The organism is Mycobacterium gallinarum (assembly GCF_010726765.1).
Lineage (GTDB): Bacteria > Actinomycetota > Actinomycetes > Mycobacteriales > Mycobacteriaceae > Mycobacterium > Mycobacterium gallinarum.
On the sequence record NZ_AP022601.1, the window covers coordinates 4,225,528 to 4,239,700 of the forward strand.

The following is a 14,173-nucleotide window of genomic DNA, read 5'->3' on the forward strand; positions in this document are numbered from 1 at the left end:
TACCGATGGATTCGCGGGCTCGCCGCCGGCCGGCGGTCAGGCGAAGTGCGCTTTCCGAATCTGTGCGTGCACCCCGACCGTCTTGTCGACCACTTGGCTGACGGCGAAGTTCGCCGCCGCGGAGAGATATGCGTAGGCCGTCGGACGATCCATGCCGCGATCGTTCTCCAGGAAGTTCAGTGCGTTGATCACGGCGCGACGCATCGCGACGTCCAGGTCGCTTCCCTGTTCATTGGCCGCGCCGTCTGGGTCGGACAGCCCGATCGGAATCCACGAATCCTGGTTCTCCGCAAAGGGGTACATGAAGGCAACCGACGGTGCATCGGCGGTGCCCTTCTTGCACACCGTGAGGCGGAACGTTCCCCGCAACGATCCCTCCATGGCGGTCAGCGCGACTTCGCCGTCGCCCATCGCCATGTGCGGATCGCCGACGTAGAAGAGCGCCCCCTCGGCGAAGACCGGCAGATAGAACGCCGACCCCGGCCCCAGCAGGCCGATGTCGATGTTCCCGCCGCCCAGCGTCGGCGGTACCGAGTTCGCATTCGGCGAGGTCAACCCCGGAGCGTCCGCGTACGCGACGCCCATCATTCCCATGAAGGGCCGCAATGGAAACCGCACTGCCGCCGCGTCACCGAACGGCATCACACCGTTGCCTTCTTCGACTGCGGTGAACACCGACACGTTGCCGTATCTGGCGGGATCCTTGGATTTGCGCCCGTCGGTTGCCGCGGGCGGCATCACCTCGTCCAACCTGACGCCCGCGGGCGCTTCGCCCTTCGCGGACAACGCAAGCGCCCCTTTACCGTGCCGGCTGGAGACCACGCCATAGGGCACCCGGGGAACCGCCTCCAGCGTCTCGACCTTCAGGACATCACCCGGCTGTGCGCCTTCGACGAAGATCGGGCCCGTGACGATGTGCGGTCCGTCGACATCGAAATTGCGTGGGGTGCGCCGGTATCCGGCAGCGATATCGATCGCGTCCTTCAGGACGTCTCTTTCGCGTACGCCGTGACCGCCGAAGTACTCGACCGGGTTTCGACCCTGGTCCTCGAGTATGCCTTCGTGCGAAACAGCGTCGATGGTGACCGTCTGCCCTGACCGCATCTGCAGCACCGACTGCGCGTGCACCGTGGGAACGTAACCCCACAGCACCTGGTCGGGCTCCGAACCGAGGTAGTGATCGCCCGGCATGGGGCCGCCACCGGGCTGCAGGATCTCACCGGCGCTCGCCGATGCTCCGCCATCCGCGCCCGGGGACGATGCGCATGCGGCGAGGCCTGCTCCCGCGCTCAGTGCGGCCACCGCCTGAACGAACCGTCGGCGCCCTATCCCCCGCATGATCGTTTCGGCGGCTAGTTCAGCATCACTGTTCATTCTGTGGGCATTCCCGCATCCGATTTCGGACACATTGCCTGGGCGTAACACTTCTCGACCCTGGACTAGTCTTTCGGGCGTGCTCGATGCCCTCTGGACCGCCGCGACCCGGCATCCGTTCCTCGACGCGGTGCGCGACGGCACCATCGGCGACGCGGACTTCGACCGGTGGCTGGCGCAGGACGCACTGTTTGTCGCCGACCTGCTGACCTTTCAGGCGCGGCTGCTCGCGCGGGCGCCGCGCCCGGCTCAGGGGGTGCTCGCGGGGGGATGTGTGGCCCTGGTCGACGAGCTGGACTGGTTCGAGGTGAAGTCGGCCGAGCGGGGCGTCACCCCGGCGCAGCCCCTGGCGGCGACGGCCGCCTACCGCGAACTGCTGCTGCGGCTCGACACGATGCCTGTCGACGCGGCACTGACGGCCCTCTGGGTCATCGAGCGGGTGTACCTAGTCGCGTGGTCATCGGCGGTCTCGAGCACTTCACCCCTGCGTGAGTTCGTGGAGCACTGGACCGCGCCCGGCTTCGCCGCATACGTGGACGCGCTCGGGGAACTGGCAACCCCCGAAGGCCACGACGACGTGGTCGCCGAGGTGCTGACGCGTGAGGTGGCGTTCTGGGATATGGCACTGGCATGAGCCTCTCCACTCAGCTGTGGTCCGCCAACGGCGAGCTGGCCGCCGCCGCGCTGGCGCATCCGTTCGTCCGCGGGCTGGGCGACGGCTCGCTGGATCGAGACGTCTTCGCGGGTTACGTCGCACAGGACGCGTTTTTCCTCGAATCCTTCGCCCGCGCTTACGCTTTGGCGCTGGCTCGCAGCACCGATACCCCCACGCTGATCGCATTGGCCGGCTTGATCTCCGGAGTAGCCGATGAGTTGGGTCTGCACAACTCATACGCCGCGCGCTGGGGTATCGACATGGCCGGTGTCGAACCGTCACCGGCGACGCTGGCGTACACCGACTTCCTGCTCGCCACCGCCGCGACGTCCGGCCTGGGTGTGACACTGGCGGCGATGACACCGTGCATGCGCCTCTACGCCTGGCTCGGGACATCGTTGGATGCAGAGGCGGCGGGACCGTACGCGGAGTGGGTGCAGACCTATTCCGATCCCGGCTTCGAGAGCTTGGCGTCCCAGCTGGAGGGGCTACTCGACCAGCACGCCGATGACAGCCCTGCCGTCAGGCAGGCGTACCGACGGGCAATGGACCTGGAGGTGGCGTTCTTCGAGTCGGCACTGTCACGCTGAAATCCGTGAGCTACTGGCTTGTGTTCAAAGGTGCCGCGTCGGCCATCCTGCGCAGCTCCTTGCGGTCGGCGTCGGCGCCGCCGAGCGAGGGCAGGCTGAAGCTGGTGTACATCACGCGTCGTTCGCGCTGCACCGGCGGCGCAGCCATGTGCAGCGTGCACGAGCAGTGCACCGTGACGTCGCCGGTCTCGGTGGCCAGGTCGACGACCGGAAGATCGAGGCCAGGTTGGAGGCTGGGCGCAGGCCAGACGAGGGCTCGATGTGAACCGGCGACGACGCGGAGCTGACCCGACATCGCGTCGGCGCCGGTGACCGAGATACCGACGGTGAGTCCGCAGCAGTCGTAGCTGTGCCTGCCAAGCGAACAGTCCTTGTGCCACGGGATGTCCGAAATCCCCTGGACGACGCCGATGGGTTTGTAGAGCGCTTCGAGTCGGTTGCCGTCCCATCCGCCGGCGACGTGGCCGTCACCCGTCAACGAAGCGATGCGGGTCAGGCGTTCGTCGGCGACCAGTTCGGCAGCGAGCGGAGATTCCTTGTGGAACCGCTGCATTCGCACCAGCGCACGAGATCCGTCCTTGAGGCCGGCCCACCATGACCGGCCGTCGCCATCGGCGTAACGCGTTGCGGCGACGTCCATTTCGGCGGACACGGCGGCCATCTCGTCTTCGCTGTACAGACCTTTGATGTGGAGGAAGCCGGCTTGTTCGAGGAACCAGGCCATGTCGGCGGCGGGATCGGCGGGGGTGAACGAACGGCTGAGGTCGAGCGGTCCGCCGGCGCGATCCTCGAATTCGATCGCGCCGGTGCGATGGGGTGTCGTGCCGTCGAGTGTGGCCCGGACCAGGAGCCACCAATTCAGGACGTCGGAGAGGTGTCCCGTCATATCGAGGGAGCCGCTGGCCAACCAGCCCATCGGGGTGACCTTGTCGGCGACGAGTGCGTCGAGCTGCTCGGCGTCGACCCGGATGGCGGAGCCGGTTCCCGGACCCCGTGTGACGGCGACGCGGGCATCGTCGGCGCGCAGCGTCCAGGATCGCCCGTCGACGGTGAGGGTGAGTGGCCGCGGCTGCATCTCCCGCAGCGAAGGACCCAGCCGATCTGTCGCTTCGGCGAACAGCTGAGGCAGTGTGACGTCGAGGAATTCGGCGGGCTCGATGGATGCGGGCTCGCCGTCGACCCTCATTCGCCTGTCGACCGTCATGTGCGTGACCAGCTTAGGCAGGTTGCGGGGGCGCAATCGCAGGATTCCGGGATCAGGGTGCCTGCGCGTTAGTGTGCTTTGGTCGGCTCCGATCAAGCCGACGGAAGAGTTGAGCCAGTACATGACTGCACCAGCAGAAACGTCGCCGATCGAAGCGCGGGTCGGCCACTACTACCAAATGGACGGCACCTACCTGGTCGGCCGCGAGAAGGTGCGTGAATACGCCCGCGCGGTGCAGGACTATCACCCCGCGCACTGGGACGTCGCCGCCGCCGCTGAGCTGGGTTATTCGGACGTCGTCGCGCCGGTCACGTTCACGTCGACGCCCGGTATGAAGTGCAACCGACGCATGTTCGAGTCGATCGTCGTCGGATACGACACGTACCTGCAGACCGAAGAGGTCTTCGAGCAACACCGCCCGATCGTGGCCGGCGACGAATTGACCATCGACGTCGAGCTGACGTCGGTGCGCAGGACGGCGGGCCGGGATTTCATCACCGTCACCAACACGTTCACCGATACCGCAGGCGAGCGCGTGCACACGCTGCACACGACCGTCGTCGGGGTCACCGCCGAGGACATCGACGCGGGGGTCAAGACGGCTGTGCAGAACGCGATGATGCACGACATGAACATCCTGGACATCCCCAGTGTGGATGGCGAGTACGAGAAAGAACTCCGCCCCGAGGGCGAGATTCGGATCGCCGACGGAGGCTTCACCCGCACGCCGGGGACGCCGTCGTTCGACGACGTGAAGGTCGGCGACCAGCTGCCCGTGCACCACACCCGGCTGTCTCGCGGCGACTTGGTGAACTATGCCGGCGTGGCGGGTGACGCCAATCCGATCCATTGGGACGAGACCATCGCGAAGCTGGCCGGACTGCCCGACGTGATCGCCCACGGAATGCTGACCATGGGTTTGGGTGCCGGCTTCCATTCCGCTTGGTCGGGAGATCCCGGCGCGGTGACGCGCTACACGGTTCGGCTGTCTGCGCCGGCCGTTGTGTCCGCCACCGGGGGTACGGACATCGAGTTCAGCGGTCGCGTCAAGTCGTTGGACCCGGCGACGCGCAGCGGTGTGGTGATCGTTGCCGCGAAGTCGGACGGCAAGAAGATCTTCGGTATGGCGACCATGGACGTCCGCTTCCGCTGATCGGCGGTCACTCGCTGCCGGCGTTCGCGGTGGCCAGGCCCGCCTTCACCTTTCGGGACAGTTCATCGGCGAGGATCTCCTTTTCGCCGTTGAGCAGCCCGGTGACGGCCAGCGCGGCGACCTGCGCCGGATCGGTCTTCTGCTCTGGCGGGATGTAACTGACCATGTCGGTGTCCATGTAGCCGACGTGCAGGGCGGCCACGTGAATCCCCTTGGGAGCCAGCTCTGTTCGCATCGCATCGGTGAGAGCCCACGCCGCAGCCTTGGCCGCTGAGTAGGCGCCGGAGGTCGGTGGGTGGGTCCACGACAGGACCGACAGAACGTTGAGGACGCCGCCGCCGCCGTTGCGCTCGATGATCGGGACGAACTCCCGGCTGACGTTCAGCGTTCCGAAGTAGTGCGTTTCCATTTCCGCGCGGATGTCGTCGATGGGTCCGTCGAGCAACGTGGCCCGCGTCGAAATGCCGGCGTTGTTCACCAGCACGGTGACGTCGTCGGCGACGGCCGCCGCACGCCGGATGGACTCCGGATCGGTGACGTCGAGTTGAATTGGCACCACGCCCGGCAGATCGACGGTTTCCGGCCGCCTCGCCGCTGCGTACACCTTCGCTCCACGCGCTACGAGTTCTGCGGCCAGTTGCCGACCCAGACCTCGATTGGCGCCGGTCACCAATGCGATCACGTTCTGCGTCATCGACGTCTCCCTTCCTATGGCGATCACACCGATCGCTCGACTGCAAGAACACACAATGCTCGACTTCGCGTCCCGGCTGGGAGGCAGCGCCTTACAGCTACGAGCAGATCAGACATGGCCGACGAGGCGCGCGGCGCTTCACGATGGGGAAATGCAATACCACGGACACGTCGTGCGTAGCGCCGCAGCCCTCGCCGCGGCCATGGGGATAGGCCGGTTCGCGTACACGCCCATCCTGCCGCTGATGACCGCGCAGGCGGGCATCACGACGCATACCTCCGCGACCCTGGCGACGGCCAACTATGCCGGCTACCTCGCGGGCGCACTGGCCGGATCCATCTGGCCTCGACTTGCCCGTTCCGTCGCTGTCTGCCGCGCTTCCCTGGTCGTACTCGTCGCCAGTCTGGTCGGAATGCCGTTGATCGCCAGCACAATCGAATGGACTTTGCTGCGCGCGTTGGCCGGCGTCGCCAGTGCGCTGGTCTTCGTGATCGCCGTCAACACCTTGCTGGAACACCTGCATGAGCGGCCCGCCCATCTCGCCGGCTGGGCACTGGGCGGGGTCGGCGGCGGTATCGCGTTGTCGGCAGTCGTCGTGCTGACAAGCGGTCAGTGGCGGTTGGCGTGGTGGACTTCGGCCGCAGCGGCGGCGGTGCTGGCCGCCGTCGCCTGGACCATGCATCCCGCACCAGAAGGGGCGACGCCGGAGTCGTCAGACCGGCCCGGGCGCCGTCCACCGCATCGTGCCTTCGCGCTGCTCGCGGCGAGCTACACCCTCGAAGGGATCGGGTACATCATCGCGGGCACGTTCCTGGTCGCCGCGGTCGCACAGGATGCGCCCCACTGGCTCGGTGGCGGGGCGTGGTTGGTGGTCGGCTTGGCGACAGTGCCGTCGGCGGCGCTATGGGCTGCACTCAGCTCTCGCTGGTCACACCCCGGTCTGCTCGCGACAGCGCTGTGCGTGCAGGCCACCGGCATCGCCGTGGCCGGCCTGTTCGGCGGGGTGACCGCAGCACTGGTCGGCGCGGTGCTCTTCGGTGGGACATTCATCGGTGTCAGCACGCTGTCACTGGCGGCCGGGCGTCTGCTGCGCTATCCGCGGGCTGTCGCGTTGCTGACGGCCGGTTATTCAGTCGGTCAGATCGCCGGACCCGCCGCGGTGAGCCCGTTGCTCCACAACGGTTTTCGTACCGCGATGCTCGTCGCTGCGGTGGTGGTGTCAGCCGCCGCTCTCGTCGCCGGGCTGATGCGGATCGTCGGCAGGCAACCACACGGATGGGTCACCGAGTCCGAAGTCGCCGACACCTCGGGTGAATTCGTCGATCAGGGCGTGAATCGCGGGGTTGTCCTCACCCCGCCGCCACACCAGTGACCACGTCCACAACGGTGACGGGTTCACCACCGGTCGACGCACCAGATCTTTCGGCACCGCTTCGTCCTGGCCTTTGGGATTGTTCAGGACCGCGCGGCGCAACCCTCGCGCATGCTCGAAGAACGTCGCTCCGGTGACACCGCCGTCGTCGGTGCGCATGACACGGGCGCCGGTCGCGGAGGCGAACTGCTCTGCGTAGCGATTCCACGACGACCAACTGGCGGCATCGGAGTCGACGAGCACCACGGTGTCACCGGCTTCGACGGGGGACTCGTCGGAACCGGCGGCGAGCGCATAGAGCCGGTCGACCCCGAGGAGTCGCGCCTCGAGCGACAGCTTCTCGAGGTCGCTGTTCTGGACCCAACAGATCGCGAGGTCGAGGCTGCCCTCCGCGACCCGTGCCGCCTGGGCGTGTGACGGCATCACCCAGGTATCCACCCGCAGCTCAGCCACTCCTGCCGCACGCTGCGCCCAGTCGACCGGGCACCAGTTCACGTAGCCGACACGGACAGGCTGTGATACTCCGAGACCCATTGCCCGCCTGCGTAATTCGTCGGCATCGCTGACCAACTCCCGCGCATCCGGAAGCAAAGCCGCGCCCGCAGGTGTGAGAACGACCGATCTTCGGTCCCTTTCGAAGAGGGTCACCTTGAGGTCTTTTTCCAGGGCTTTGATCTGTTGAGACAGCGACGGACCCGCGATGCGCAGACGCTGAGCCGCTCGGCCAAAGTTCAGTTCCTCGGCGACGGCGACGAAGTAGCGCAGCTGCCGCAGCTCCATCGGGTCAGCCTAATAGCCTCGGCCTCCCAGCAGGGAGGTGATTCGTCGCGTCTGCCAGGCATAGCCGCCCTATCTCGGCACGTTGAGCCGGGCATCGCAAGGAAAGGAACAACAATGAACACTTCGACACGGGTCGCCGTCATCACCGGCGCCTCCCAGGGGATCGGCGCCGGACTGGTTCAGGGTTACCGGAAACTGGGCTACGCGGTCGTCGCCAACTCGCGGACCATCGGCGAGAGTGACGATCCGATGGTGCTCACAGTCGCGGGTGACATCTCTTCCCCCGGTGTCGGCCAGCGCGTGATCGATGCCGCGATGCAGCGGTTCGGCCGGGTCGACACCGTCGTCAACAACGCGGGCATCTTCATTCCCAAACCGTTCACCGAATACACCGACAGTGACTTCGACGCCATCACCGGCGTGAATCTGCGCGGCTTCTTCGAGGTCACTGGTGCCGCGCTGGCAGTGATGCCGACCGGCGGCCACATCGTCAACATCTCCACCAGCCTGGTCGACCAGGCCAACTCGCAGGCGCCGTCGGCGCTGGCGTCGCTGACCAAGGGCGGGCTGAACGCCGCCACCAAGGCGCTGGCCGTCGAATATGCCGGTCGTGGCATCCGGTCCAATGCGGTCGCGCTCGGCATCATCGACACACCGATGCACGACCCGTCCACGCACGCGGCGCTTGCCACACTCAACCCGACGGGACGGCTCGGTGACATCGACGACGTCGTCGACGCCGTTCTCTACCTGGAGACGGCCGGCTTCGTCACCGGCGAGATCCTGCATGTCGATGGTGGTCAAAGTGCTGGGCGCTGAGGAGATCCTGCGCGCGGTACTGGACCCGTGGAGGGACGGAATCGACGCGCACGATCCAGACCGGGTGGCCGGCGTCTTCGCTGATGACGCCATCTTTCAGGGGCTGCGGCCGTACAGCGTCGGGCCGCAGGGGGTGTTCGAGTACTACGACGCGCAGCCGCCCGGCATGACGGTGCAGTACCGGATCCTGGAGTCCCGCCGGCTCGGCGCTGATGTGGCGCTCGGCTACCTCGCCGCGGACTTCGCTTTCCGGGACCGCGACACCGTGCACCTCAACATCGGGGTCGTCGTCATCCGCACGAGCAAGGACTGGCACATCGCGTCGTATCAGGCGAGCCCGGCAACCCGTGGGTAGCACCCGCCGAAACGGGTACGGACTGCTACATGAGCAGTGGGCGACCTCGAGTTCTCATCATCGGCGGCGGGTTCGGGGGGTTGTTCTGCGCCCGTCGCCTCGGCCGGGTCGACGTGGACGTCACCCTGCTGGACCGCGCAGCGTGCCATGTGTTCCAGCCGTTGCTCTACCAGTGCGCGACCGGAACGTTGAGCATCGGCCAGATCAGTCGATCGCTGCGTGAAGAACTGTCACGCCACCGCAACGTCAAGACACTGCTCGGCGAGGCCATCCGGCTAGATCCCGAGGCGCGGCGCGTCACGGCCCGTCGGCCCGACGAGTCGAAGTTCGACGTCGACTACGACTACCTGGTGATCGCCGCGGGCATGCGTCAGTCGTATTTCGGGAACGAGGAGTTCGCCGCCTGGGCGCCCGGTATGAAGACACTCGACGATGCGCTCAGCATCCGGCGTCGAGTCTTCGCCGCCTTCGAGATCGCCGAGACCCTGCCGCCAGGCCAAGAGCGGGAGCAGTGGCTCACGTTCGCCGTCACCGGCGCCGGCCCCACCGGCGTCGAATTGGCCGGACAGATACGGGAACTCGCGACCCGCTCACTGGCTAACGAATTCCACAGCATCGAGCCGGAGGACGCCAGGGTGCTGCTGTTCGACGGCGGCGACAGGGTGCTCAAGAGCTTTGCGCCGGCGCTGTCCGAACGGGCGTCGCGGATACTGGAGGAGTTGGGGGTCGAGCTGCACTTCGGCGTGCACGTATCCGACGTCCGGCGCGACGGCGTCACGGTGAGCCCGAAAGACGGTGGTCCCAAACAGGATTACGCCACCCGAACGGTGCTGTGGACCGCCGGCGTCGAGGCTGTGCCGTTCGCGAAGCACGTCGCGAAGGAATTGGACGCCGCCACCGATCGGTCGGGCCGCATCACCGTAGACCCCGATCTGTCGGTGCCGGGGCATCCCGAGGTATTCGTCATCGGTGATCTGGCGGGTCGCGACGGGTTGCCGGGGGTCGCGGAGAACGCGATGCAGGGTGGCTGGCATGCTGCGGCCTGCATTCGGCGTGATGTCGCTCAACGCAAGCGCAAGGATTTCCGTTACCGCGATCTCGGGTCGGCGGCGTACATCAGCCGCGGTCATGCGGTGGTGCAGGCGGGACCGGTCAAGCTCGCGGGCATGATGGGTTGGCTCGGCTGGGGCTTCATCCACATCGCGTTTCTCACCGGCGTGCGCAACCGTTTCAGCACGGTCGCGACATGGATGGCGACGATTGCGCGCGCCAACCGCAGCGACCGCTCGTTCATCCTCGGTGGATCCGGCCATCCGGAGGAGCCCTACACCTGGGAGTCGCCCGTACACCAGGGCAACCGTTCGGCAGACTAGCGGCCCCGGCCAAGCGGGAACGCTAGAGTGCGTAGATGACTGATATCACCACGAAAGCGGCTGCGGCATCGCAGAACTGGCCGTCGTTGCGGGTCGATGACTGGACTGCCACGCGTGAGACCCTGCACATGTGGACACAGATCGTCGGCAAGATACGCCTCGCCCAGGCACCGCTGGTCAACCACTGGTGGCAGGTCACCCTGTACGTGAGTCCGCGAGGCCTGACCACCTCGGCGATTCCCTACGAAGCCGGCGTCTTCGACATCGAGTTCGACTTCATCGAGCACCGGCTGCACATCCGTTGCAGTGACGGCGGCCTCCGTCAGATCGCGCTCGAACCCAAGTCGGTCGCCGCCTTCTATGCCGAAGTGATGGCTGCGCTCGACGAACTCGGCATCGCTGTGCAGCTTCGGGCGAGCCCCAACGAAGTCGATCCCGCGATCCCGTTCGCCGACGACCACACGCACGCCTCCTATGACGCCCAGGCGGCGCACCTGTTCTGGCGTCAACTCGTGTCCGCTGACCGCGTGCTGCACGAGTTCCGCTCGCACTTCCTTGGGAAAGTCAGCCCCGTGCACTTCTTCTGGGGCGCAATGGATCTGGCGTGCACCCGGTTCTCCGGTCGCACCGCGCCCGAGCATCCGGGCGGTGCGCCGAACTGCGGGGACTGGGTGATGGTCGAGGGCTATTCGCACGAGCTGAGCAGCTGCGGCTTCTGGGCAGGCGGCGGTGAAGAAGGCGCTTTCTACGCATACGCATATCCCGAGCCTGAGGGTTTCGCCGACTATCCCGTGAAGCCCTCGCAGGCCTTCTACAGCAAGGACTACAAGCAGTTTCTGTTGCCCTATGAGGCGGTACGCACCGCCGCCGACCCGGACCGCACCCTGCTGGAGTTTCTGCATGCGACCTATCGGGCGGCCGCTGATTTGGGCGATTGGGACCGGGCCGCGCTCGAGGTCGATCCGCTCCGGTGGCGCGACAAGCAGTGACGTCGGCGCCCCGCGGCGTTGCACGCTTCTGAGCTCCTGGCGGTTAACCAACTCATCTGTCGCTCCTTGTCGTGGGATTGGACGTGATTGTCGCGCTTCGGGTGGGATCGGGATAACAAAAAGGGACTGGAAGGTGACGAAATATGCTCGGGCTCTCGATTTTCCGTCGCTCCCGTCAACATTTGGGCCCCGTGTCAGTTGCTCGTGGCGGCCAGGAGAATGGTCTTTCCCCGCAGACGTCCTGCGTCGGAGTCCTCATGCACGGCCGCGGACTGTTCTAGTGGCCGGCGGTCCGCGACCTCGATGCGCAGCTGTCGTTCGTCGACGCGACCGACCAGCCCCGCCAACTGCGCGGCGTCACTGCGGACGAATACTCGCTGCGAGCGGACTCCGCGGCCAGGGTTCTGCGGCCCGAAAACCATGGTGCCCACGTGGAAGCCGCCGTCGGCGATCGCGCCGATCAACGCTTCGGTCTGCTCGTCGGTTGTGCTGACGAGGTTGAGCACCACGTCGAACGGTGCCCCCTCGATCTCGACCGGCGACGAGCTGTAGTCGATGTAGTCGATCGTTCGGGCGGCACCCAAACCGCGTAGCCGCACGGCGTCACGCTCTTTGGCGGTTGCGGTCACGACGGCGCCGGCCTGCTTGGCCAACTGGATCGCGTAGCCACCCACCGCGCCGGCAGCGCCATTGATCAGGATCGTCTGTCCGGCCGTCACACCGGCGACGTCGAAGAGGGCCTGCCACGCTGTCAACGCAGCCTCGGGCAACGCTGCCGCATCGGTCAGGTCCACCGAACGCGGCGCGGCCGCCAGCGACTCGGCCGGCACGAGGGTGTACTCAGCGGCCGCGCCGTCAGCGTCCAGCGGCAGAAACGCGACTACCGCGTCGCCGACCTTCCATCCCTGGACTCCGTCGCCGAGTTCCGCGATCGTGCCCGCGACGTCCACACCCGGGATGTGCGGGAAGCTGATCTCGTACACGTCGGACAGGTAGCCGCCGCGGATACCGGCGTCCACCGGGTTGAACGAAGTCGCCGCCACCTTCACCAGAACCTGCCCCGGCCCAGGTACCGGCCGCGGGGCCTCCTCGTACCGCAGCACATCGCTGCCGCCGTAGCGGTGGTATCGCACAGCCTTCATGTTCTCCTCCTCCAGTAGTGCTTCGATTTCGAAGCATTCAAGTGGAGTAACTACTTCGATGTCGAAGTAATTCCGCGATGCCGGTCTCGGGTGGTCCAGCAACGCGCCTAGGGAACGCGCCTAGGGAAGGAGTAGCAGCGCAGAAGTGATGAGCATGACGACAGCGGTGCCGCCGTGGACTCCCAAGGCGATCGATTTGGCGCCGCCGTTGCGGAGCGCGATGGTCGCGTCGGCGATCGGAATGATGGTCGCTGCCAATATCAGCCAGCCGAGAAGGTGGGTCGCACCGCCGACCATCAGGACGATGACGAACAGACCCGATGCGATGTCGCGCACGCCCTTGGCGCGCAAGTAGGCGTGAACCGACGTCTGCTCTGAATCGGGCAGCACACCGTAGCCGGCGGCCGCAACGCGCGGCGCGACGATGAAGCGTGCGCCGATGAAGATGATGCCCGCTGCGATGAGTCCGGCGAGTGTATAGCCGATGGCGATGGCGGTCACGGGATCATCAGCACTACGCAGAGGGCAGCCACCGCCAGGCCTTGCAGCGCTGCACGGGCATCGATGACGCGATCCCACTTTGTCTGCAGCACACGTCCATTCGACAATGTTGCGCCGGCATCGACGGCCGCTGTCAGTTGTCGATTGATCGGCGCGCTCACCTGTGTGTAGAGCGCTATCCAGGCCAAGAGCAGCAGCAGAGCGGCGCCCGCCGCGATCGTCTGCGACCAATGTCCACTGACGGCGGCCAGCATCGCGCTCGTCGCGGAGGCCACGACACCGAGCACTCCGGGCACACGCATGCGCCGGTCCCCATATCGGTGCACTCGTCCCATGATCGCGACCAGCGCACCGTCGTCGAGCGACGCCAGGGCAGGTCGAAGCACAATCGCGCAGAACACGTCGGTGCCGTATACGACTGCGGTCCCGAGCACCGCGAGCAGTGCGGCGATCCTGGCGAGCTCCAAAGCCATGTCACAGCACCCTTCGGGAGTAGGTGCTAGCAACGCTAACCCCGTTGGATCTCGCTGTCAATAGCGGTGCTATCTATTCTAGCGGTGCTAGAGTTCGGCATGGCCATTGATGACCGCCGCGAACGTGAGCGCGCCGCCCGGCGGCGGCTGATCGTCACGACGGCCCGCAGGCTGGCCGAGGACGAGGGCTGGGATGCCGTGACCACACGTCGGCTGTCGACTGAGATCGAGTACAGCCAGCCTGTCCTCTACAAGCACTTCACCGGCATGGAACAGATCGCCGATGCCATCGCCATCGAGGGGTTCGGCGAGCTCGCCGAGGTGATCAGGGTCGCTCGCCGCGGTGCAGGCGCGGCGGCCGAGGCGTTGCACACCAGCGCCCGCGCCTACCTCGACTTCGCCCGCGACAACCCCGCCGTTTACGACGCGATGTTCACCCGCACCACCGCGCTACGCTTCGCCGCCGACGACACACCTCCCGAGCTGGAGGCAGCCTTTGCCGAACTGCGTCAGGCGGTCAGCCTCGTCACCGACGAACAGGATGCCGACGCGCTCACCGAGGTCTTCTGGGCGACGTTGCACGGGCTGGTCACCCTCGGCCGTACCGGACGACTACGCCCGGGCAACGAATCGGAGCGGCTGGATCTGCTCGTCACCCAATTCACCCGCCGCTGAGAAAGCCGAACACGCGGCGTTACT

The 14,173-nt window shown here is 66.4% G+C and carries 15 protein-coding genes and 1 pseudogene; 9 read left to right on the plus strand and 7 right to left on the minus strand.

Features of this window, described 5'->3' with window-relative positions; all coding sequences use genetic code 11:
* Positions 1–36: 36 nt before the first annotated feature.
* Entirely contained in the window at positions 37–1,374 is a 1,338-nt protein-coding gene (locus tag G6N42_RS20835; protein ID WP_163732267.1) for an acetamidase/formamidase family protein, read from the minus strand.
* A gap of 79 nt (positions 1,375–1,453) precedes the next feature.
* On the opposite strand from G6N42_RS20835, the gene G6N42_RS20840 reads away from it, so the two are divergent.
* On the plus strand, positions 1,454–2,008 hold the full coding sequence (locus tag G6N42_RS20840) for a TenA family protein (protein ID WP_163732270.1): 555 nt from the start codon (positions 1,454–1,456) through the stop codon (positions 2,006–2,008).
* Complete coding sequence (locus tag G6N42_RS20845) at positions 2,005–2,619, plus strand: TenA family protein (protein WP_163732272.1); 615 nt, start codon at positions 2,005–2,007, stop codon at positions 2,617–2,619. The genes G6N42_RS20840 and G6N42_RS20845 overlap by 4 nt, the downstream gene beginning before the upstream one ends.
* Positions 2,620–2,629: 10 nt before the next feature.
* On the opposite strand, the gene G6N42_RS20850 is transcribed toward G6N42_RS20845, so the two are convergent.
* On the minus strand, positions 2,630–3,823 hold the full coding sequence (locus G6N42_RS20850; protein WP_163732275.1) for a phytanoyl-CoA dioxygenase family protein: 1,194 nt from the start codon (positions 3,821–3,823) through the stop codon (positions 2,630–2,632).
* Between the two features lie 121 nt (positions 3,824–3,944).
* Here G6N42_RS20850 and G6N42_RS20855 point away from each other — a divergent pair, with 121 nt between their 5' ends.
* The gene (locus tag G6N42_RS20855) at positions 3,945–4,976 is read left to right on the plus strand and encodes a fused (3R)-hydroxyacyl-ACP dehydratase subunits HadA/HadB (protein ID WP_163732277.1); all 1,032 of its coding nucleotides are present in this window, start codon (positions 3,945–3,947) and stop codon (positions 4,974–4,976) included.
* A gap of 7 nt (positions 4,977–4,983) precedes the next feature.
* Here G6N42_RS20855 and G6N42_RS20860 read toward each other — a convergent pair whose 3' ends face one another.
* Positions 4,984–5,670: an SDR family oxidoreductase gene (locus G6N42_RS20860; RefSeq protein ID WP_163732280.1), complete on the minus strand. Its 687-nt coding sequence runs from the start codon at positions 5,668–5,670 to the stop codon at positions 4,984–4,986.
* 202 nt (positions 5,671–5,872) lie between these two features.
* Between G6N42_RS20860 and G6N42_RS20865 the strand changes: the two are divergent.
* Positions 5,873–6,850: pseudogene (locus G6N42_RS20865) on the plus strand (YbfB/YjiJ family MFS transporter); the annotation flags it as partial.
* Positions 6,851–6,889: 39 nt separating this feature from the next.
* Here G6N42_RS20865 and G6N42_RS20870 read toward each other — a convergent pair.
* On the minus strand, positions 6,890–7,822 hold the full coding sequence (locus tag G6N42_RS20870; RefSeq protein WP_163732285.1) for a LysR family transcriptional regulator: 933 nt from the start codon (positions 7,820–7,822) through the stop codon (positions 6,890–6,892).
* 114 nt (positions 7,823–7,936) lie between these two features.
* Between G6N42_RS20870 and G6N42_RS20875 the strand changes: the two genes are divergently transcribed.
* Genes G6N42_RS20875 through G6N42_RS20890 form a run of 4 tightly spaced genes read left to right on the plus strand, consistent with a single transcriptional unit; the run spans position 7,937 to position 11,358 of the window.
* Positions 7,937–8,641 (plus strand): SDR family NAD(P)-dependent oxidoreductase, encoded by a 705-nt coding sequence (locus tag G6N42_RS20875; protein ID WP_163732287.1) that lies wholly within the window; start codon positions 7,937–7,939, stop codon positions 8,639–8,641.
* The gene (locus G6N42_RS20880) at positions 8,616–8,996 is read left to right on the plus strand and encodes a nuclear transport factor 2 family protein (RefSeq protein ID WP_174262124.1); all 381 of its coding nucleotides are present in this window, start codon (positions 8,616–8,618) and stop codon (positions 8,994–8,996) included. Before G6N42_RS20875 ends, G6N42_RS20880 begins: the two co-directional genes overlap by 26 nt.
* Before the next feature lie 29 nt (positions 8,997–9,025).
* Positions 9,026–10,369 carry an NAD(P)/FAD-dependent oxidoreductase gene (locus G6N42_RS20885; protein ID WP_163688866.1) on the plus strand — a complete coding sequence of 448 codons (1,344 nt, stop codon included), beginning with the start codon at positions 9,026–9,028 and terminating at the stop codon, positions 10,367–10,369.
* A 35-nt stretch (positions 10,370–10,404) separates the two neighbouring features.
* On the plus strand, positions 10,405–11,358 hold the full coding sequence (locus G6N42_RS20890; protein WP_163732290.1) for a DUF5996 family protein: 954 nt from the start codon (positions 10,405–10,407) through the stop codon (positions 11,356–11,358).
* A gap of 194 nt (positions 11,359–11,552) precedes the next feature.
* On the opposite strand, the gene G6N42_RS20895 is transcribed toward G6N42_RS20890, so the two are convergent.
* The 3 genes from G6N42_RS20895 to G6N42_RS20905 all read right to left on the minus strand — a co-directional run bounded on the left by G6N42_RS20895 (position 11,553) and on the right by G6N42_RS20905 (position 13,474).
* The gene (locus G6N42_RS20895) at positions 11,553–12,500 is read right to left on the minus strand and encodes an NADP-dependent oxidoreductase (RefSeq protein WP_163732293.1); all 948 of its coding nucleotides are present in this window, start codon (positions 12,498–12,500) and stop codon (positions 11,553–11,555) included.
* A 120-nt stretch (positions 12,501–12,620) separates the two neighbouring features.
* On the minus strand, positions 12,621–13,001 hold the full coding sequence (locus tag G6N42_RS20900) for a DUF4267 domain-containing protein (RefSeq protein ID WP_163732296.1): 381 nt from the start codon (positions 12,999–13,001) through the stop codon (positions 12,621–12,623).
* Positions 12,998–13,474, minus strand: coding sequence for a DUF1772 domain-containing protein (locus G6N42_RS20905; RefSeq protein ID WP_163732300.1), 477 nt, complete (start codon positions 13,472–13,474; stop codon positions 12,998–13,000). Before G6N42_RS20905 ends, G6N42_RS20900 begins: the two co-directional genes overlap by 4 nt.
* A 99-nt stretch (positions 13,475–13,573) precedes the next feature.
* Between G6N42_RS20905 and G6N42_RS20910 the strand changes: the two genes are divergently transcribed.
* A complete protein-coding gene (locus G6N42_RS20910) occupies positions 13,574–14,149 on the plus strand; it encodes a TetR/AcrR family transcriptional regulator (RefSeq protein ID WP_163732303.1) in 576 nt (191 codons plus the stop codon).
* Positions 14,150–14,173: the final 24 nt, after the last annotated feature.